At 70.7% G+C, this 19,890-nt stretch carries 13 protein-coding genes; 3 read left to right on the forward strand and 10 right to left on the reverse strand.

The features are described 5' to 3' along the window. Positions 1–93 precede the first annotated feature (93 nt). Positions 94–1,884, forward strand: a complete 1,791-nt coding sequence (locus OG202_RS40840) for a bifunctional sugar phosphate isomerase/epimerase/4-hydroxyphenylpyruvate dioxygenase family protein (protein WP_328224395.1) — start codon at positions 94–96, stop codon at positions 1,882–1,884. Positions 1,885–1,897: 13 nt separating this feature from the next. Here OG202_RS40840 and OG202_RS40845 read toward each other — a convergent pair whose 3' ends face one another. From OG202_RS40845 to OG202_RS40855, 3 genes are all read right to left on the reverse strand, one after another. After that, complete coding sequence (locus OG202_RS40845; RefSeq protein ID WP_328224781.1) at positions 1,898–3,367, reverse strand: pentapeptide repeat-containing protein; 1,470 nt, start codon at positions 3,365–3,367, stop codon at positions 1,898–1,900. Positions 3,368–3,467: 100 nt separating this feature from the next. Beyond that, positions 3,468–4,940, reverse strand: coding sequence for a hypothetical protein (locus tag OG202_RS40850; protein ID WP_328224396.1), 1,473 nt, complete (start codon positions 4,938–4,940; stop codon positions 3,468–3,470). 68 nt (positions 4,941–5,008) lie between these two features. Next, complete coding sequence (locus OG202_RS40855; protein ID WP_328224397.1) at positions 5,009–7,891, reverse strand: peroxidase family protein; 2,883 nt, start codon at positions 7,889–7,891, stop codon at positions 5,009–5,011. A gap of 201 nt (positions 7,892–8,092) precedes the next feature. Here OG202_RS40855 and OG202_RS40860 point away from each other — a divergent pair, with 201 nt between their 5' ends. Next, entirely contained in the window at positions 8,093–8,923 is an 831-nt protein-coding gene (locus OG202_RS40860) for a phosphotransferase (RefSeq protein WP_327726853.1), read from the forward strand. Between the two features lie 135 nt (positions 8,924–9,058). On the opposite strand, the gene gnd is transcribed toward OG202_RS40860, so the two are convergent. From gnd to tkt, 6 genes are read right to left on the reverse strand one after another with little or no spacing between them, the layout of a single operon-like run. Beyond that, entirely contained in the window at positions 9,059–9,937 is an 879-nt protein-coding gene (gnd, locus tag OG202_RS40865; protein ID WP_326585541.1) for a phosphogluconate dehydrogenase (NAD(+)-dependent, decarboxylating), read from the reverse strand. A 10-nt stretch (positions 9,938–9,947) separates the two neighbouring features. Next, positions 9,948–11,621 (reverse strand): glucose-6-phosphate isomerase, encoded by a 1,674-nt coding sequence (gene pgi, locus OG202_RS40870; RefSeq protein WP_328224398.1) that lies wholly within the window; start codon positions 11,619–11,621, stop codon positions 9,948–9,950. After that, the gene (opcA, locus tag OG202_RS40875) at positions 11,614–12,552 is read right to left on the reverse strand and encodes a glucose-6-phosphate dehydrogenase assembly protein OpcA (protein ID WP_327726852.1); all 939 of its coding nucleotides are present in this window, start codon (positions 12,550–12,552) and stop codon (positions 11,614–11,616) included. Before opcA ends, pgi begins: the two co-directional genes overlap by 8 nt. Next, positions 12,549–14,078 carry a glucose-6-phosphate dehydrogenase gene (gene zwf, locus OG202_RS40880; protein ID WP_326574655.1) on the reverse strand — a complete coding sequence of 510 codons (1,530 nt, stop codon included), beginning with the start codon at positions 14,076–14,078 and terminating at the stop codon, positions 12,549–12,551. The genes opcA and zwf overlap by 4 nt, the downstream gene beginning before the upstream one ends. Next, positions 14,075–15,256: a transaldolase gene (tal, locus tag OG202_RS40885; RefSeq protein ID WP_327726851.1), complete on the reverse strand. Its 1,182-nt coding sequence runs from the start codon at positions 15,254–15,256 to the stop codon at positions 14,075–14,077. The genes zwf and tal overlap by 4 nt, the downstream gene beginning before the upstream one ends. 19 nt (positions 15,257–15,275) lie before the next feature. Then, positions 15,276–17,345, reverse strand: a complete 2,070-nt coding sequence (gene tkt, locus OG202_RS40890; RefSeq protein WP_328224399.1) for a transketolase — start codon at positions 17,343–17,345, stop codon at positions 15,276–15,278. Positions 17,346–17,480: 135 nt separating this feature from the next. Here tkt and OG202_RS40895 point away from each other — a divergent pair, with 135 nt between their 5' ends. Beyond that, positions 17,481–18,368 carry a helix-turn-helix domain-containing protein gene (locus OG202_RS40895; protein ID WP_328224400.1) on the forward strand — a complete coding sequence of 296 codons (888 nt, stop codon included), beginning with the start codon at positions 17,481–17,483 and terminating at the stop codon, positions 18,366–18,368. Positions 18,369–18,496: 128 nt separating this feature from the next. Here OG202_RS40895 and OG202_RS40900 read toward each other — a convergent pair whose 3' ends face one another. Beyond that, positions 18,497–19,885, reverse strand: a complete 1,389-nt coding sequence (locus tag OG202_RS40900) for a glycoside hydrolase family 16 protein (RefSeq protein WP_327726848.1) — start codon at positions 19,883–19,885, stop codon at positions 18,497–18,499. Positions 19,886–19,890: the final 5 nt, after the last annotated feature.

Consider the following 19,890-nt stretch of genomic DNA (forward strand, 5'->3'; position numbering starts at 1 on the left):
GTCGGTGGCTGGTCGCGCAGTTCCCCGCGCCCCTCACGGGGCGCCCGATGACGAGCGCGCTGCCACACCATTGAGCCTCGAAGGAGCACCACCATGCGTACCTCCATCGCCACCGTCTCCCTCAGCGGGTCCCTCACCGAGAAGCTCACCGCCGCCGCGCGGGCCGGCTTCGACGGGGTGGAGATCTTCGAGAACGATCTGCTGGCCAGCCCGCTCGCGCCCGAGGAGGTCCGGGCTCGCTGTGCGGATCTGGGGCTGAGCATCGATCTCTATCAGCCGATGCGGGACATCGAGGCCGTGCCGGCGGAGGTGTTCGACCGCAATCTGCGGCGGGCCCGGCACAAGTTCGAGCTGATGGGCCGCCTCGGTGTCGACACGGTGCTCGTCTGCTCCAGCGTCCATCCGCTCGCCGAGGACGACGACGCGCTCGCCGCGTACCATCTGCGTCAACTGGCCGATCTTGCAAAGGAGTTCGGGATTCGGGTCGCGTACGAGGCGCTGGCGTGGGGGCGGCACGTCAGTACGTACGACCATGCGTGGCGCATCGTCGAAGCGGCCGACCATCCCGCGCTCGGCACCTGCCTGGACAGCTTCCACATTCTCGCCCGCGGGTCCGACCCCAAGGGAATCGAGGACATCCCCGGCGAGAAGATCTTCTTCCTGCAGCTGGCGGACGCCCCGCTGATGGCGCTGGACGTGCTGCAGTGGAGCCGGCACTACCGGTGCTTCCCGGGACAGGGCGGCTTCGACGTCACCGGGCTGGTCAGGCATGTGAGGGCCGCCGGATACGACGGGCCGCTGTCGCTGGAGGTCTTCAACGACGTCTTCCGGCAGGCCGAGGCCGGGCCCACCGCCGTGGACGCCCACCGCTCGCTGCTGATGCTCCAGGAGGCGGCGGGCATCGCCGCGCTGCCGGAGCGGGTGGTGCCCACGGGGGTCGCCTTCGCCGAACTGGTCACGCCCGACGCCGAACCCGTGGGCGCGCTGCTCGGTGCGCTCGGCTTCGCGCGCACGGCCCGGCATCGGAGCAAGCCGGTGGACCTGTGGCAGCAGGGCGAGGCGCGGGTGCTGGTCAACACCGGGCCGGCCGCGCGGCGCGACGGCACCCAGCTCGCCGCGATCGGACTGGAGTCACCGGACCCGGCCGGCGCCGCCCGCCGGGCCGAGTCCCTGTTCGCGCCGGTGCTGCCGCGCCGCCGGGCCGCCGAGGACGCGGCGCTGGACGCGGTCGCCGCGCCCGACGGCACGGAACTCTTCTTCTGCGCCACCGACCGTCCCGAACTCCCCAGCTGGACCGGGGACTTCCGGCCCGTGGAACATGCGGGGGACGCGGGCCACGTCCACCGCGTCGACCACCTCGCGCTGACCCAGCCCTGGCATCAGTTCGACGAGGCCGCCCTCTTCCACCGCACGGTGCTCGGCCTCCATGCCAGCGACAGCGTCGATGTCGCCGACCCCTACGGCCTGTTCCGCAGCAGGCCGGTGACCAACGAGGACGGCACCGTCCGGATCGCCCTCAGCGTCGGTCCGGCTCCGACCGACGACATCGCACGCGCCCAGCACATCGCCCTGACCACGGACGACGTCGTCGCCGCGGCCCGTGCCTTCCGCGCGGCCGGGGGCCGGCTGCTGGCCGTCCCCGCGAACTACTACGACGACCTGGCCGCACGGTTCGAGTTCGCCGACGGCGAGCTCGAGACGTATCGCGCACTCGGCGTCCTCTACGACCGTGACGCGGACGGCGAGTTCCGCCACTGCTACACCGAGACCGTCGGCCGCGTCTTCTTCGAACTCGTCCAGCGGGACGGCGGGTACAAGGGCTACGGCGCGCAGAACGCGCCCGTGCGGCTCGCCGCCCAGCACGCCCAACGGCCGCTCAGGTAAAGGGAGTCGGGGGCTACTGGCGGCTGACGGTACGCGTCACACCGGTGACGACCGTCGTCGCCAGGATCCAGCCGGTGATGATGAGGACGTACGACAGCCACTGAGTCGGGCCCTCGGGCGCGTACGCCCGCTCCTGTCCGAAGTCGATGATCGGCAGAAGCAGGTCGAGGGTGTAGAAGACCGAGTTGAAGACCGGAGCCTCGTCCGCCTTGAGCGGGCTCGGCGGGTGCACCGCGTACGCCACCGAGCCCACCGCCATCAGCGACAGCAGCCAGACGGCCGCACGCAGCGGACGGAAGCCGTAGCCGACCGTGGCGTCCTGGGCGTAGCCCCAGAGCCGCCCGTGCCACCGGAGCGTGGCGCGATGGCGGCGTTGCTTGGCGAGCTGGACGCGCCGGGCCGCGTCGTCGTCGCCGATCCTGCGGTACGCGGCGGTCAACTGCTCGTAGGAGTACGGCAGATAGCTCTCCGCGTCCCGTTCCAGCATGGGCAACCGCCGCTGGGCGGGCTCGTGCGGGATGAGGGAGGTGTAGGTGAGGCTGTTCAGGAGCACCTTCTCCGGCAGCATGTCCGGCTCCAGGACCAGTACCTCTATCTGGGCGCGGCGCATGTTGAGGACGCCCTCCATCGGAGGACCGTCGCGCAGCCACAGTTCGCTGATGACGGAACTGCTCACCCGCAGCGCCATGGCGCCGGGATTCGACAGCCGCGCGTACGCCAGGTCCAGCTGGCCGCCCACCCGGGCCCCGCGCAGCTCGATCCGGCCGCGTACGTCCGCGTGCCGCAGCACGACATCGGACTCGGTGGCCAGTGTCTCCGCGGCGAGGGCGGTGCCGCCGGGCCGGTGCAGCCGTGCGTGCCTGAGGTCGACGGTGCCGGCGACATGGGCGCCGCCGAGCCGGACCTCGCCGTCCGCGCGCAGCCCGGGGGCGCACAACTCCTCCCCGATCTCCGCCTGGTTGAGCCGCAGTGCGGGCTCGTCGTCCGCCGCGGTGAACTCGGCCCGCTCCATGAACAGCGTTCCGGAGATCTGCGCCCCGGTCAGCTTCACCGGTCCCCGGAACCGACAGCCCGTCAACCGCAGCCCGCCGTCGACCCGCACCCTCGCCGAACGCAGGCCTGGCAGCACGGACTTGGTTAGATTGAGGTAGGTGAACTGTGCGCCCGAGAAGTCGGGAACCTCGTCGAAGTGGCACTCGCTCAGGCGCACCACACTGCCGACCGTCGCGTACTTCAGCTCCAGTCTGCCGGTGATCCGGGCGCCCGCGATCTTGAGGGCGGCCACCTCGCCCTCCTCCTGGGGCGCGGTGAGCAGCAACGCCCTTAGCACCCGGGCCCGTACGGTCCGCTCCGGGCCCCACCCGGCGCCGGCCGCCGCGTCCTCGGCGGTCGTGACCTCCATGGTCCCGAAGTCCACCGCCGCGCCCAGCGGAAAGGCGTCCCACACCCGGCGCTCGGCCACCGTCAGATCGTTGATCATCATCACCGGGAATCTCACCCGCAACGCTTGTACCTGTCAACTACCGGGATCCGGCCCCGCGTTCCTGGCCGGATCCCGGTCGGTCGCACCGGCCCCCCGTCCGCTAGTGCCCCCAGGCCTCGGCATGGCCCCGGTGCGCGTCCGTGAGGCCGTTCGTGAAGAACCGCTCGTAGTACTCGTTCTCCACGTGGTGGACCTGGAGCCACACGCCCGGGACATGGATCGCGTCCGTGTGCGCCGGGAAGCGGCCGTGTGTACGGAGGATGTACTCGCAGATGTCCCGGGCGCAGTCGATCACCCGCTCCTCGTACTCACTGGCCTCAGTTAGATAGCGCTGCCCGTAGTCCTCCCGGTAGATGCGGGCGAAGACGTCCCGGTCGGTGTAGACGCCCTGGGGGCCGAACTTCTCCTTGATGACCGTCTCCACGGCCTCCGACATGGTCCCGAACGTGGGCGGGCACGCGGCGGCGATCAGCGGGGCGCCGCCGTCGGGGGAGGGGAGCCGCACCGGGTGCGAGCGCACCTTGGCGTACTTCGGCAGGGGGACGTGCCAGCGCCAGATGTCGGCGGGGCGCCAGCGCGGGGTGACGAAGTCGAAGCCCAGCATCCTGCCGTACGCCCGGGAGAACTTCGGGTCGCCGAGGGCGATCTGCGGGTTGATGGTGGCGTGGATCCAGGCGCCCAGGCCCATCGCCTCGGCCGTGAGCATCAGGTTCTGCAGCAGCAGGTCCGCCTCGATCTGGGTGCGCATCGGGCCGAGGGCACCGAGGGGCAGCTTCAGATCCCCGTTGAGGAAGCCGTTCTTCACCCACTTCCTCACCCCGGCGGGCCGGTAGAAGTTGCGGTCGTCGACGAGGGTCGGGCGGGCCCCGTCCGGCTGCGTGAGCAGATACATCAGCGCGTTCACGTACTGATGGGAGAGATCGACCACCGGGAACAGCAGGGTCGTTCCGGCGAGGTTGGACAGGAAGCGGTTGGAGTCCAGGTACGCCGGGAAGTCCCGCTTGCCGGGAGCGACGTCGAGGCGGTGGTCCAGGACCTTCACCTTCGCCTCGCGCGCCCGCGCCATCAGCGTCTGGGCGTCGAACGGCTCGTCGGGCGCCGGCTTCAGCCTGCGCAGGAAGTAGGTGCCCGAGTCGTTGACGAGGAAGAAGTGGGTGCCCTGTGCGTTGTCCGGGCTCCCGGCGGTGCGGCCCGCCATCGTCAGGTTGGGCTTGGACATGATGGGTGTGCCGTTGTCCGGGTCCTCGAAGGGCCGGTCGGGCATGGTGAGCCCCGTGGTGCCGGTGATCGCGATCAGCACCGCCTCCTCCAGCTCGGAGAGCGGCTGCACCGCGTTGCGGGACGTGTAGGTCATGGTCCCGGCGGACACCTTGGCACCCCGGCTCACGCGGTGGGTCCGGCGGCGCCACACGGTCCGCAGCAGCGGGCGCCCGAAGAGGTCGGCGAGGCCCGGGTGCGTGGTGGCGACGGTCGTACCGGGCTGATCCTGGACCGCGAGCTGCTCGCCGGCCCCGGGTATCGCGGACAACCCCTGGGATCCGGGCAGCTCGGACTGCTCGTCGGTGAACGTCATTCGATTTTCCCCCGTTGTGTGGTTCGGACCCGGGGGCGTGTCACACCCCCGGGTCGTGTGTCACGGCGTCATGGTGAACCGCCGTCGCTCGCAGGGCCGTTGCTCGTCTCCCGAACCGTCCGCCACGGCGCGAACGCGCTCGCCCCGCGCGGCAGGAGAGGCGCCAACTCCGGGCAGTGGCGCAGGACCACGGAGTTCATGCCGCCCTTCTCGACCCAGTCGATGCCGAGCGGTGTGTAGACCTCCGGCCGGTAGTCGACGGTCAGGAAGCGGTCGCTCTGCAGCCGTCGGCTGGCCATCAGGATGAAGATGCGGAACGCGGTGTCGCTGAACCCGAAGCCCTCCGGCGGGTTCTCCGCGAACAGCCCGACCACCGTGTCGATCTCGTCGACGCCGCGGTAGACGTCCTTCAGCCGCGCCAGCGTCTCCGGGTTCTCCGTCAGCTCCTCGAAGGAACGGATCCGCCCCCGGTGCAGTCCGGCCCGGAAGTCGTTGTAGCGCGGCACCCCGCGCCGGCGCGTCCGGACGAGGTCGACGACCGACAGGTCGATGATCTCCCCGTCGCGCTCGAAGCGCTGCAGCGAGCGCGGGAAGTTGTGCAGCGTGATCGCACCCGGGTGGGCGATGCCGAACGAGTACAGGGCGTTCGCGAGGCCCGTCTTGCGGATCTGTGCCTCGGCCGCCCCGCCCTGGATGTCCAGGAAGCCCACCGTCTCCAGCCGCCGCCCGAACTGGTGCTCCCGCAGCTCGAAGTCGTCCGGGATCAGCGGATGCATGCGGTAGACGGTCGTGAAGTCCTCGGTCAGCGAGTACGGCGCCGCGTGGTGGTCCGGCAGCGTCTTCGGGATGCCGGTCAGCGAGTGCGCCTCGAACAGCCACAGACCCAGCTGGTTGAGCCAGTTCCTGGGCGGGCCGGACCAGTTGGTGTGCAGCGCCAGATCGATCGCCTCGGTGGCGAGGATCGCCGGCGTCCACTCCACGGTGTGGATCTTCGCGATCAGCGCCGACACCACGAGCCGGGCCGTGTGGTAGACCTTCTCCTCGCTCATCGACGGGTACTCGGCACGCAGCGCGTCGCACACCGCGTTGTGCTCCCGCGCGAACAGCGTGTGCAGCGAGCTGAGCCCCATCCACCAGCTCTCGTTGAATCCGGTGAGCGGAATGCCGTTCGGGCTGCCCGGCAGGTGGCCGTCCTCCAGACGGAGTTTCGAGCCGCCGTCCGGCTCGCGCAGGAAGCGCGCGGTCCGCTCGTCCTCGCCGTACACCTCGGAGCCGTCCCACCAGTGCGAGGCGGAGTTGGCGAACAGGATCGGCGGGCGGCCCGGCGCCTCGATGCCCTCGTTCTCCGCGAACCGCATCACCCGTTCCGACGGCCCGCCCGGCACGTTCCGCCAGTCACCGTCGAAGCCGGGCGGTAGCGGCACCTCCACGCTTCGGTCACCGGTCTTGTACCGCCGGTGGTTCACCCAGTCGTGCACCTGGAACTGGATCCACGCCGCCGCCAGCACGTTCAGCGAGGTCGCCGGCACGAAACTCTCCCGGTACAGCAGCTGCCTGCTGACCGTGACCGGGTTCGGTGTGTCGAAGGTGTCCGGCCGGTAGTCCGGCTTCAGGTTCCGCCCGAAGGCGGCTCCCACCGCGCCCATCCCCGGGGCCGACAGATCGTTGTACGTCCCGTCGTACGACCGCTCCGTGCGCAGCCGCTCCGGGACCGGCTCCGGCACGGGCTGGGCCTTCGGCGGCGCCTCGCGGACCTCGGTGTCGATCAGGTTCAGCTTGCGCAGCACCCTCCGCAGGAACACCAGGTTCAGCAGACTGAGCGACAACGGCAGCCGGTGCCACGGCACGACACGGTTCAGCAGCCCGAAGACGGCACCCACGGGACGACCGAGCACCCTGTTGCGCCACGGTTCCGCGGTGACGAAGCGCAGCCCGAGACGGTGGGCGCCACTCGCCTGGTACCCGGCCTTCCGCGCCCGGTTGATATGGCCCAATGGCCGGAAGTCGTCCGTCGTGTACCAGGGATTGAAGGTCAGATCCTCGATCCGGCGCGCGGCCGCGCGTGCCTCGGCGCCGTCCAGCTCCTGGGCGGGGATGGTGAGCCGGGCGACCGGCACCGCCGGCGCCACCGCGTCCTTCCACTCCACCGCCGCGTCCTCGATGGGCGTGCGCCGCTCGTCCACGTACCGCTGCACACACAGATCGAACGCCACGTCCGCCTGCCCGAGGCGTCGCGCCAGCTCCCGGTGCAGAAAGTCCGGGTCCCGGCGGTCGGGCGCGGCCGCCGTCGGCGTACCGGGCACCGGCCGCAGCAGATACCGCACGGGCCCGGCCTCGCCCCACAGAATGGCCCCGCGGCTCCAATAGGTCTCGTTGGCAAGGGAGTCGACGGTCCGCCGGGTGGCCGCCCGCACATTGCGCCGCATCCGCGTGGCCGTCGCCGGCCCCACCGCCAACGGCAGCTTCACGAACAGCCCGAAGGCCTTCTGGAGCGGACTCCGGGCCCCTGCCATGGCCTTGGCGAACGCCACGAACTCCCGCGCGTCGCTCGCGTGCGACACCGGATGACTGGTGGCCAGCAGGTCATGGCTCACGCCCTCCGCCACCTGGATCCGCACCGCAGCGCCCCGCAGGTCCGGCGAGCCGTCGCCCTGCCGGATCCCGCTCGCGTTGGACAGCCGGACCACCGCCGGATAGTCGGCGCCGGGCTGCGCGAAGCCGACCCGCAGCGCCACCGGGAGGTCGTCGTGGAAGCGCAGCCGCGCGTTCTCCACGCCCAGCGGCGCCTTCGCGTGGAACGCCCGCGCGGTCCCGCCGCCCCCGGCCCGCCGGTTCCTGACCTGGACCTCCATCAGCTCCCGCGCCAACCGCTCGAACACGAGCCGCTCGGCCTCGGGGCTGCCCCCGTCGTACCGCTCGTACCGCTGATCGTGCTGCCCGGTCTCGGCCATCGGCGTTTCCTTCGTACGGACGTACGGATGCGTGCGGAATGCATGCGAAGCGCATACGGGACAGGGGCCGCACGCTACCGGCGGCGGGGTTCCGGCCACAGCGACAGTTCACGCCATGTGCACATCTGACAATAATGCGGGTGAATATCGCATTCCGCCATGTCGCGGTCGCGTTCGAGGGCAGGGGCTAGCGTGATCGGCATGACTGTCGAGGGTGGGGCGCCGGACTTTCCGTACGGCGGCGAAGCGCTCATCGGTGGCTCGGTGAACGCCGGTGCCGTCTTCCGGCGGGGCGCCCACGTCGACCGCCCCGCGCCGGCCGCCGCGCCCGCCCTCCACGCCCACCTCCACGCACTGCGCAGGCACGGCTTCGACGGGGCGCCGCTTCCCGTCGGCCTCACACCGGACGGCCGCGAGCGGCTGACCTTCGTCCCCGGCGAGGTGCCGCTGCCGCCGTTCCCGCCCTGGGCGCTGACGGAGAGCGCCCTCGCGTCCGTGGGGACTCTGCTGCGCGACCTGCACGCGGCGAGTGCGGCCCTCCCGGTCGACACCGGTGCCGCCTGGCCCCGGGACCTGGCCGACCCCGAGGGCGGAACGATCCTCTGCCACAACGACGTCTGCCCCGACAACGTCGTCTTCCGCGACGGCCGTGCCGCCGCCCTGATCGACTTCGATCTGGCGGCCCCGGGCCGCCCACTCTGGGACGTGGCCATGACGGCCCGCTACTGGGTCCCCATGCTCGACCCCGAGTCGGCGGCCGCCCTCTACCCGGGCGGTGCCCTGGACGCGCCCCGGCGCCTGCGCGTCCTCGCCGACAGCTACGGCCTCCGCGCACCCGATCGCGCGGCCCTGCCCGACGTCATCGAGCAGGCCACGGAGGCCTGCCGGGCCTTTGTGGCCGCGCGAGTCGCCGAAGGCGACCCCGTCTACCGCCGGGTCCTCGCGGAACGGGGCGGCTGGACTCGCTGGGATCGCGTCCGAACCTGGCTGACGACCCACAGGGACACCTTCACCACCGCCCTGCTGCCCTGAGGAACGTCAGCCACCCGCGCCCCGAAGGGACGCGGGGAACCGCGCGACCGGCCACGACGCTCCGGCACGCACCACGCACCATGCACCGAAGGCGCCCCAGCCTTGCTTCGTCGCTTACTCGTCGCTACTTCGTCGCTACTTCGTCGACTCGACCGCGTGCCCGCCGAACTGGTTACGCAGCGCGGCGATCATCTTCATCTGTGGGGAGTCGTCCTGGCGCGACGCGAACCGCGTGAACAGTGACGCGGTGATCGCCGGCAGCGGCACGGAGTTGTCGATGGCGGCCTCCACCGTCCACCGCCCCTCACCCGAGTCCTCGGCATAGCCGCGCAGCTTCTCCAGGTGCTCGTCCTGGTCGAGCGCGTTGACGGCGAGGTCCAGCAGCCAGGAGCGGATGACGGTCCCGTCCTGCCAGGAGCGGAACACCTCGCGGACGTCCGTCACCGAGTCGACCTTCTCCAGCAGCTCCCAGCCCTCGGCGTACGCCTGCATCATGGCGTACTCGATGCCGTTGTGGACCATCTTGGAGAAGTGCCCGGCCCCGACCTTGCCGGCGTGGACGTAGCCGTACGGCCCCTCCGGCTTGAGCGCCTCGAAGATCGGCTGGAGCCGCTCGACGTGCTCCTTGTCGCCGCCGACCATCAGGGCGTAACCGTTCTCCAGGCCCCACACGCCCCCGGAGACACCGGCGTCGACGAACCCGATGCCCTTGGCGCCCAGCTCGGCCGCGTGCTTCTCGTCGTCCGTCCAGCGGGAGTTGCCGCCGTCGACGACGGTGTCGCCGGGCGACAGCAGCTCCGCCAGCTCGTCGACGACGGACTGGGTGGGGCCGCCGGCCGGGACCATCACCCAGACCGTGCGCGGGCCGTCGAGGCGCTCGACCAGTTCGGCCAGGCTGCCCACGTCGGAGACGTCGGGGTTGCGGTCGTAGCCGACGACGGTGTGGCCGGCGCGGCGGATCCGCTCGCGCATGTTGCCGCCCATCTTGCCGAGACCGATCAGGCCCAGCTGCATCGCTGTCATGTCAGTTCACTGCTCCCTGCGCGTCATGAACGTGTCGAAGTGTGCGGTAGGCGGCCACCAGAGCGGCCGTCGAGGCGTCGAGGCCGGGCACGTCGGCACCCTCGGCCAGGGCGGGCTCCACCCGTTTGGCGAGGACCTTGCCGAGCTCGACGCCCCACTGGTCGAAGGAGTCGATGTTCCAGATCGCGCCCTGCACGAACACCTTGTGCTCGTACAGCGCGATCAGCTGACCCAGCACCGACGGGGTCAGCTCCGGCGCCAGGATCGTCGTCGTCGGCCGGTTGCCGCGGAACACGCGGTGCGGTACCTGTTCCTCCGGCACTCCCTCGGCCCGCACCTCCTCCGCGGTCCTGCCGAAGGCCAGCGCCTGGCCCTGCGCGAAGAGGTTGGCCATCAACAGGTCGTGCTGCGCCGCGAGTTCGGGGCCCAGCTCGGCGACCGGCCGGGCGAACCCGATGAGGTCGGCCGGGATCACCTTGGTGCCCTGGTGGAGCAACTGGTAGTACGCGTGCTGCCCGTTGGTGCCCGGTGTCCCCCACACCACCGGCCCGGTCTGCCACTCCACCGGCAGCCCGTCCCGGCCCACGTGCTTGCCGTTGGACTCCATGTCCAGCTGCTGCAGGTAGGCCGTGAACCTGGAGAGGTAGTGCGAGTACGGCAGCACGGCGTGCGACTGGGCGTTGTGGAAGTCGCCGTACCAGACGCCCAACAGGCCCAGGATCAAAGGGGCGTTGGCGTCGGCGGGGGCCGTGCGGAAGTGCTCGTCCACGATCCGGAAGCCGGTCAGCATCTCCCGGAAGCGGTCCGGGCCGATCGCGATCATCAGGGACAGCCCGATCGCCGAGTCGAAGGAGTACCGTCCGCCGACCCAGTCCCAGAACTCGAACATGTTGTCCGGGTCGATGCCGAACTCGGTGACCTTCCCGGCGTTCGTCGACAGCGCCACGAAGTGCCTCGCCACCGCCTTCTCCTCGCCACCGAGCCCGGCGAGCAGCCAGGAGCGCGCCGAGGTGGCGTTGGTGATCGTCTCGATCGTGGTGAAGGTCTTGGACGCGACGACGAACAGCGTCTCGGCCGGGTCCAGGTCCCGCACCGCCTCGTGCAGGTCGGCGCCGTCCACGTTGGACACGAACCGCACGGTCAACGACCGGTCCGTGTACGCCCGCAGCGCCTCGTACGCCATCGCCGGGCCCAGGTCGGAGCCGCCGATGCCGATGTTGACGACGTTGCGGATACGGCTGCCGGTGTGGCCGGTCCAGCCGCCGGAGCGGACCCGGTCGGCGAACGCGGCCATCCTGTCGAGCACCGCGTGCACCTTCGGCACCACGTTCTCGCCGTCCACCTCGACGACCGTGTCACGCGGGGCCCGCAGCGCCGTGTGGAGGACGGCCCGGTCCTCCGTCACATTGATGCGCTCGCCCCGGAACATGGCGTCCCGCAGCCCGAACACATCGGTGGCGGTGGCCAGTTCCTGGAGGAGGGCGAGGGTCTCGTCGGTGACCAGGTGCTTGGAGTAGTCGATACGCAGATCGCCGACCCGGACGACGTACCGTTCCGCCCGCCCGGGATCCGTCGCGAACAGTTCGCGCAGGTCCGCTTGGAGCATCGGGCCGGCGCGATGGTCCTCCAACTCCGCCCACTCGGGGCGCCGGTCGAGCCGGGGCGTGTCAGTCATGGGTGGCTGCCTCCCCGGCGCCCTCGCCGCCGCGCAGGGCGACGGCGTACATCTCGTCGGCGTCGAGGCGCCGCAGCTCCTCGGCGATCAGCTCCGAGGTGGCGCGCACCTTCAGGGCGAGGGTGCGGGACGGCTGGCCCGGCAGGGTGAGCGTGGCGAGCGGGCCCTCGGGGCGGTCGATGACGATCTCGCCCTTCGCGGTGCCGAGGCGCACCCCTGTCACGACCGGCCCGGCGGTCAGCACACGCTCGACGGACACACCGAGACGGGCCTCCAGCCAGCGGGCCAGCAGTTCGGCGCTCGGGTTGTCGCCCTCGCTCTCCACGGACGCCGTGGTGATGGGCTCCTTGGCCTGGTCGAGGGCGGCCGCGAGCATCGAACGCCACGGCGTCAGCCGGGTCCAGGCGAGGTCGGTGTCGCCGGGGGTGTAGGAGGCGACGCGCTGTTCGAGCGCGGCGAGCGGGGTCTCCACGGCGTACATGTCGGTGATCCGGCGCTGGGCGAGCGCGCCCAGCGGGTCCTTCGCCGGGTTCTCCGGCGCGTCCACCGGCCACCAGACGACCACCGGCGCGTCCGGCAGCAGCAGTGGCAGGACCACCGAGTCGGCGTGGTCGGACACCTCGCCGTACGTCCGCAGGACGACCGTCTCGCCGGTGCCGGCGTCCGCGCCGACCCGCACCTCGGCGTCCAGGTGCGACTTGGTGCGGTCCTTCGGGGTGCGGGCGTGCCGCTTGATGACGACCAGGGTGCGCGAGGGGTGCTCGTGCGAGGCCTCCTCGGCCGCCTTGATCGAGTCGTACGCGTTCTCCTCGTCCGTCACGATCACCATCGTGAGGACCATGCCCACGGCGGGCGTGCCGATGGCCCGGCGGCCCTGCACCAGCGCCTTGTTGATCTTGCTTGCCGTGGTGTCAGTCAGGTCGAATTTCATGGCCTGCGCCAGCTCCGTCCGTCTCGTGCGAGCATCTCGTCCGCTTCCCCGGGGCCCCAACTGCCCGAGGCGTACTGCGCGGGCCTGCCGTGCTTGGCCCAGTACTCCTCGATCGGGTCGAGGATCTTCCAGGACTCCTCCACCTCCTGGTGGCGGGGGAAGAGGTTGGCGTCGCCGAGCAGCACATCCAGGATCAGCCGTTCGTACGCCTCCGGGCTGGACTCGGTGAACGACTCGCCGTACGCGAAGTCCATGGTGACGTCCCGGATCTCCAACGAGGTACCCGGCACCTTCGAACCGAAGCGCACGGTCATCCCCTCGTCGGGCTGGACGCGGATGACGATCGCGTTCTGCCCCAGCTCCTCGGTGGCCGTGGAGTCGAACGGGGAGTGCGGGGCGCGCTGGAAGACGACCGCGATCTCCGTGACCCGTCGGCCGAGGCGCTTGCCGGTGCGCAGATAGAACGGCACACCCGCCCAGCGGCGGTTGTCGATGCCCAGCTTGACCGCCGCGTACGTGTCGGTCGTCGAGGACCGGTCGATGCCGTCCTCCTCCAGATAGCCGGGCACCTGCTCGCCGCCCTGCCAGCCCGCCGCGTACTGGCCGCGCACGGTGTGCCGGCCCAGGTCCTCCGGGAGCCGTACGGCCTTGAGCGCCTTCAGCTTCTCGGTCAGCAGCGACTCGGCGTCGAAGGCCGCCGGTTCCTCCATGGCGGTCAGGGCCAGCAGTTGGAGCAGGTGGTTCTGGATGACGTCACGGGCCGAGCCGATGCCGTCGTAGTACCCGGCGCGACCGCCGATGCCGATGTCCTCGGCCATCGTGATCTGTACGTGGTCGACGAAACTCCGGTTCCAGATGGGCTCGTACATCTGGTTGGCGAAGCGGAGCGCCAGGATGTTCTGGACGGTCTCCTTGCCGAGGTAGTGGTCGATGCGGAAGACCTGTTCCGGGTCGAACACGTCGTGCAGGACCGCGTTCAACTCGCGGGCGCTGGCCAGGTCGTGGCCGAACGGCTTCTCGATGACCGCGCGCCGCCAGGAGCCCTCGGGCGGACTGGCCAGCCCGTGCTTCTTGAGCTGCTTGACCACGTTCGGGAAGAACTTCGGCGGCACGGAGAGATAGAACGCGAAGTTCCCGCCCGTGCCCCGGGAGCTGTCCAGTTCCTCGACGGCCTCGCGGAGCCGCTTGAACGCCTCGTCGTCGCCGAAGTCGCCCGGGATGAACCGCATCCCCTCGGAGAGCTGCTGCCAGACTTCCTCGCGGAACTCGGTGCGGGCGTGCTCGCGGACCGCGTCGTGCACGATCTGGGCGAAGTCCTCGTCCTCCCAGTCCCGGCGGGCGAACCCCACCAGCGAGAAGCCCGGCGGCAGCAGACCCCGGTTGGCCAGGTCGTACACGGCCGGCATCAGCTTCTTGCGGGACAGGTCACCGGTCACCCCGAAGATGACGAGCCCGGACGGGCCCGCGATCCGGGGGAGCCGGCGGTCGTCCGCGTCCCGGAGCGGGTTGAGCCACTCGTCGGTCATTCCCCATCAACTCCCTTGCTGTTCAAGGACTTCGCCACCGCGTCCAACAGGTCCTGCCACGCTGCCTCGAACGTGGCGACACCCTGGTTCTCCAGCAGGCGCACGACCTCGTCGTAGGAGACACCGAGCGCCTCCACGGCCGCGAGGTCGGCGCGGGCCTGCGCGTAGCCGCCGCTCACCGTGTCGCCGCGGATGACGCCATGGTCCGCGACGGCGTCGAGCGTGGCCTGCGGCATCGTGCTGACGGTGCCGGGCGCGACCAGCTCGTCCACGTACAGGGTGTCCTTGTACGCCGGGTCCTTCACGCCGGTCGACGCCCACAGCGGGCGCTGCTTGTTCGCCCGGGCCCCGGCGAGGGCGGTCCAGCGTCCGCCGGGGTGGGTCGTGCGGCCGGCCTCGCCGAACACCTCTTCGTACGCCTCGTAGGCGAGCCGCGCGTTGGCGAGTGCCGCGCGGCCTCTGAGGGCGAGCGCCTCGTCCGTGCCCAGCAGGCTCAGCCGCTTGTCGATCTCGGCGTCGACGCGGGAGACGAAGAAGGAGGCGACGGAGTGGATGGCGGACAGGTCGAGGCCCGCCGCCTGCGCCTTTTCCAGGCCCGCCAGATAGGCGTGCATCACCTCGTAGTGGCGCTCCAGCGAGAAGATCAGCGTGACGTTGACGCTGATGCCGAGCCCGATGACCTCGGTGATCGCCGGCAGACCGGCCTTCGTCGCCGGGATCTTGATCATCACGTTCGGGCGGTCGACGAGCCAGGCGAGCTGCTTGGCCTCGGCGACCGTCGCCGCGGTGTCGTGCGCCAGCCGGGGGTCCACCTCGATGGAGACCCGGCCGTCCCGGCCCGCCGTCGCGTCGTACACCGGGCGCAGGACGTCGGCGGCGGCGCGGACATCGGCGGTCGTCAGCATCCGTACGGCCTCGTCGACCGTCACCCCGCGCACGGCGAGGTCGGCGAGCTGGTCCTCGTAGCCCTCGCCCGAGCCGATGGCGGCCCGGAAGATGGACGGGTTGGTGGTCACGCCGACGACGTGGCGCGTCTCGACGAGCTTCGCGAGGTCGCCGGAGGTGACGCGTTCGCGGGAGAGGTCGTCGAGCCAGAGGGAGACGCCCTCGTCGGAGAGGCGCTTCAGGGGTTCCGTGGCGGTGGTCGCCACGGCTGGTTCGGTGGTCACAGTGATCATCTTCCTTCAGGCGCTCGCGTCAACCGCGGACGGCGTCGGGCCGAGTCGTCGCATCGAGCACGGCCTTCGCGGCGGCGACGACGTTCTCGGGGGTGAAGCCGTACTCGGCGAACAGGGTCTTCGCGTCGGCGGAGGCGCCGAAGTGTTCGAGGGAGACGATGCGGCCGTGGTCACCGACGTAGCGGTACCAGGTCAGACCGATCCCCGCCTCGACCGCCACGCGGGCCTTCACGGACGGTGGCAGCACGCTCTCGCGGTAGGCGCGCGGCTGTTCCTCGAACCACTCCACCGACGGCATCGACACCACCCGCGCCCCGACCCCCTCGGCCTCCAGCCGCTCGCGCGCGGCGACGGCCAGCCGCACCTCGGAGCCGGTGGCGATCAGGATCACGTCAGGCGTCCCGGTCGAGGCCTCCCGCAGGACGTAACCGCCCTTGGCGGCCTCGGTGTTGACCGCGTACGTCGGCACGCCCTGGCGGGTCAGCGCCAGTCCGTGCGGGGCCGGATTCGTGGCATGCCGCTTCAGGATCTCGGCCCACGCGACGGCCGTCTCGTTGGCGTCGGCCGGGCGGACGATGTTCAGGCCCGGGATGGCCCGCAGGGAGGCCAGGTGTTCGACCGGCTGGTGGGTGGGGCCGTCCTCGCCCAGACCGATGGAGTCGTGCGTCCAGACATAGGTCACCGGGAGCTGCATCAGCGCGGACAGGCGGACGGCGTTGCGCATGTAGTCGGAGAACACCAGGAACGTGCCGCCGAAGATACGGGTGTTGCCGTGCAGCGCGATGCCGTTCATCTCCGCGGCCATCGCGTGCTCACGGATACCGAAGTGGATCGTGCGGCCGTAGGGGTTCGCCTCCGGCAGCGGGTTGTCCGCCGGCAGGAACGAACTGTCCTTGTCGATGGTCGTGTTGTTCGAACCGGCGAGGTCGGCGGAGCCTCCCCACAGTTCGGGTATCACGGCGCCCAGCGCCTGGAGCACCTTGCCGGACGCGGCCCGGGTCGCCACCTGCGTGCCCTCCTCGAACACGGGCAGCGCCCGCTCCCAGCCCTCGGGCAGCCGGCCCGCGACGACCCGGTCGAACAGCCCGGCCCGCTCGGGGGAGGCGGCCCGCCACTCGGCGATCCGCTTGTCCCAGGCGGCGTGCGCCTCGGCACCCCGGTCGAGGGCCCGGCGGGTGTGGGCGAGCACGTCGTCGGCGACGTCGAAGGTCTTGTTCGCGTCGAAGCCGAGGACCCGCTTGGTGGCCGCGACCTCGTCCTCGCCCAGCGCCGAGCCGTGCGCGGCCTCGGTGTTCTGCGCGTTCGGCGCGGGCCAGGCGATGATCGTGCGCATCGCGATGATCGAGGGGCGTCCGGTCTCGTCCTGCGCGGCCCGCAACGCGTCGTACAGGGCGTGGACGTCGATGTTCCCGTTGAACGCGGGCTCGATCCGCTGTACGTGCCAGCCGTAGGCCTCGTACCGCTTCAGTACGTCCTCGGAGAACGCGGTGGCCGTGTCGCCCTCGATGGAGATGTGGTTGTCGTCGTACAGGAAGACGAGGTTGCCGAGCTTCTGATGGCCCGCCAGCGACGACGCCTCGGCGGAGATGCCCTCCTCCAGGTCGCCGTCGGAGACGATCGCCCAGACGGTGTGGTCGAACGGGGACGCCCCCACGGGTGCGTCCGGGTCGAACAGGCCGCGTTCGTAGCGGGCGGCCATCGCCATGCCCACGGCGTTGGCGACACCCTGGCCCAGCGGGCCGGTGGTGGTCTCGACACCGGCGGTGTGCCCGTACTCGGGGTGGCCCGGCGTCTTCGAACCGTGCGTCCGGAACGCCTTCAGGTCGTCGAGCTCCAGCTCGTACCCGGCGAGGAAGAGCTGGGTGTAGAGGGTCAGTGAGGTGTGGCCGGGGGAGAGGACGAAGCGGTCACGGCCGGTCCACTCGGGGTCGGCGGGATCATGACGCATCACCTTCTGAAAGAGCGTGTACGCGGCGGGTGCGAGACTCATCGCCGTTCCCGGGTGCCCGTTGCCGACCTTCTGCACGGCGTCGGCGGCCAGCAGGCGGGCGGTGTCGACGGCGCGCCGGTCGAGTTCTGTCCAGTTCATCTTCAAGAAGTCCTCGATGGATACGGCGGAACTGCTCGGACGTCTTCAAAAGTAAAAGTCTGACTTATATTGGGGAAGGTCGCGGTGTGCCAGCCTTCGGTGAAACTGGGACACCGACGACGCGGCGGCGAGGACATGACGGACAGAGACTTCCCGGACGGCGACCGGATCAAGACCTTCCCGTTCCCCGTCGACCGCAGTCTCTCCGGCGTCGGCATGCAGGTCGGCCCGATGGACGACCGCGGACCCTGGAGTGCGGACATACCCCTGGAAGGGGTCCACCGCATCGACTTCCACGTGGTGCTGCTGTTCGACGGCGGCCCGGTGCGCCACATGATCGACTTCACCGGGTACGAGGTGGGTGCGGGCGACGTGTTGTGGATCCGCCCGGGGCAGGTGCATCGCTTCTCACGCGCGACCGAGTACCGCGGGACCGTCCTCGCCATGCAACCGGGCTTCCTGCCCCGCGCCACTGTCGAGGCGACCGGCCTCTACCGCTACGACCTGCCGCCGCTGCTCCGCCCCGACGATGCCCAACTGGCGGGCCTGCGCGCATCGTTGGCCCAGCTCGAACGCGAGTACGTCGATACCGGCACGCTGCCGCTCAGCCTCCACACCGCCGTGCTGCGCCACTCCCTGACGGCCTTCCTGCTGCGCCTCGCCCATCTCGCCGCCAGCTCGGCGGAGGCGCCGCGCCGGCCCGACGACACCACCTTCACCCGCTTCCGGGACGCCGTCGAGCGGGGTTTCGCCGACAACCACAGCGTCAGCGCGTACGCCGACGCCCTCGGCTGCTCCCGTCGCACCCTCGTCCGCGCGGTCCGCGCCGCGACCGGCGAGACCCCCAAGGGCTTCATCGACAAGCGGGTCGTCCTGGAGGCGAAGCGGCTGCTGGCCCACACGGAACTGCCGATCGGCCGCGTCGGCGTGGCCGTCGGCTTCCCCGACGCGGCGAACTTCTCCAAGTTCTTCCAGCTGCACGCCGGGACGACGCCGGTGGCGTTCCGGGCGGAGATGCGGTGACCCTCCGGGAGGGGAACGCGGACGACCGGCCGAAGTGACCGTCGGCGGTGACGGTGACGACCGGCGTGGCATGCCCAAGGGGCCCCGCGCGTCCGCGCGAAGCCCCTCGCAAGGCGCCGACCCGACCCTCAGCGGCCGAAGTTGAACCAGTTCACGTTCACGAAGTCCTGCGACTGACCGCTGGTGAAGGTCAGGTAGACATCATGGGTGCCGGTGATCCCGCCGATGTTCGCGGGCACCGTTCGCCAGGACTGCCAGCCACCGGTGTTGGCGATCGAGAAACTGCCGACCGGTGTGCTCGTACGGCTGTCGAGTCTGACCTCGACCAGGCCGCTCACCCCGGCGTTGGCGCCGGAGGCCACCCGGGCGACGAACTGGGTGGCGGCCGTGGACCCGAAGGTGACGTTCTGGAACAGTGCCCAGTCGCCGTTGGCCAGGGAGCCGATGTTCTGCCCGCCGCCGGTGTCGGTGGTGGTCTCGGTGAGGGTGCCGCTCTGGCTGTTGTACGACTCGGCCTGGATGGCGCTGTACGCGTCACGGGTGCCCGTCGGCGGCGGTGTGGTGGTTCCGCCGCCGGCCGACAGCACCTGCACGTAGTCGACGACCATGGGGACACCGGACCGGGTGTCGCCGTCCAGCCCGCCGCCGAACGCGTCCGGGAAGGCGCCGCCCATCGCCACGTTCAGGATGATGAAGAAGCCGTGGTTGGTGGCGTTGGACCAGGTGGTCGCGTCGACCTGGTTCGCGTTGACCGAATGGAACTGGGTGCCGTCGACCGAGAAGCGGATCGTCTCGGGGGTCACCGAGCGGTCCCACTCCATGGTGTACGTGTGGAAGCCGGACTGGCAGGTCGTGCCCGGGCAGGCCGTGGAGTTGCCGATGCCGGTCGTCTCGTTGCACGGGCCGCCGGGGTTGGTGCCGCAGTGGATCGTGGCCCAGACCTGGTTGCGGCCCTGGACGTTCTCCATGATGTCCAGCTCGCCGACGCTCGGCCAGTTCTGGTAGTTGCCCCGGTAGGGGGCGCCCAGCATCCAGAACGCCGGCCAGTAGCCCTCGGCGGCCGTGCCGGTGACGTTCGGCATCTGGAGCCGGGACTCGACCCGTAGCTTCCCGCCCGCCGGGGGCTGGAAGTCGGTGCGGTTGGTCTCGATCCGGCCCGAGGTCCATCTGCCCGCCGAGTCGCGGATCGGGGTGATGCGCAGGTTGCCGTTGCCGTCGAGGGAGACGTTGTTGGTGCTGTTCGTCATCGTCTCGACCTCGCCGGTGCCCCAGTTCGCGGGGCCGCCGGGGTAGGAAGTGCCGGTCGCGTACTGCCAGTTGGAGGTGTTGACGCCGGTGCCGGCGGTGCCGTTGAAGTCGTCGACGAAGACCTGGGTCCAGCCGGCGGGCGGTGTGGGGGCGGCTCCCTGTGCGGTCGTCGCCCAGGCCGTGGCCAGCGCCAACGCGCCGGCCACGGCGAGGAATACGCGCCGGAGCGGGCGGCGGCGTCCGAGGGGTATGCCGGGGGTTTCACTCATAGCGG

This window comes from Streptomyces sp. NBC_00310, from assembly GCF_036208085.1.
Lineage (GTDB): Bacteria > Actinomycetota > Actinomycetes > Streptomycetales > Streptomycetaceae > Streptomyces.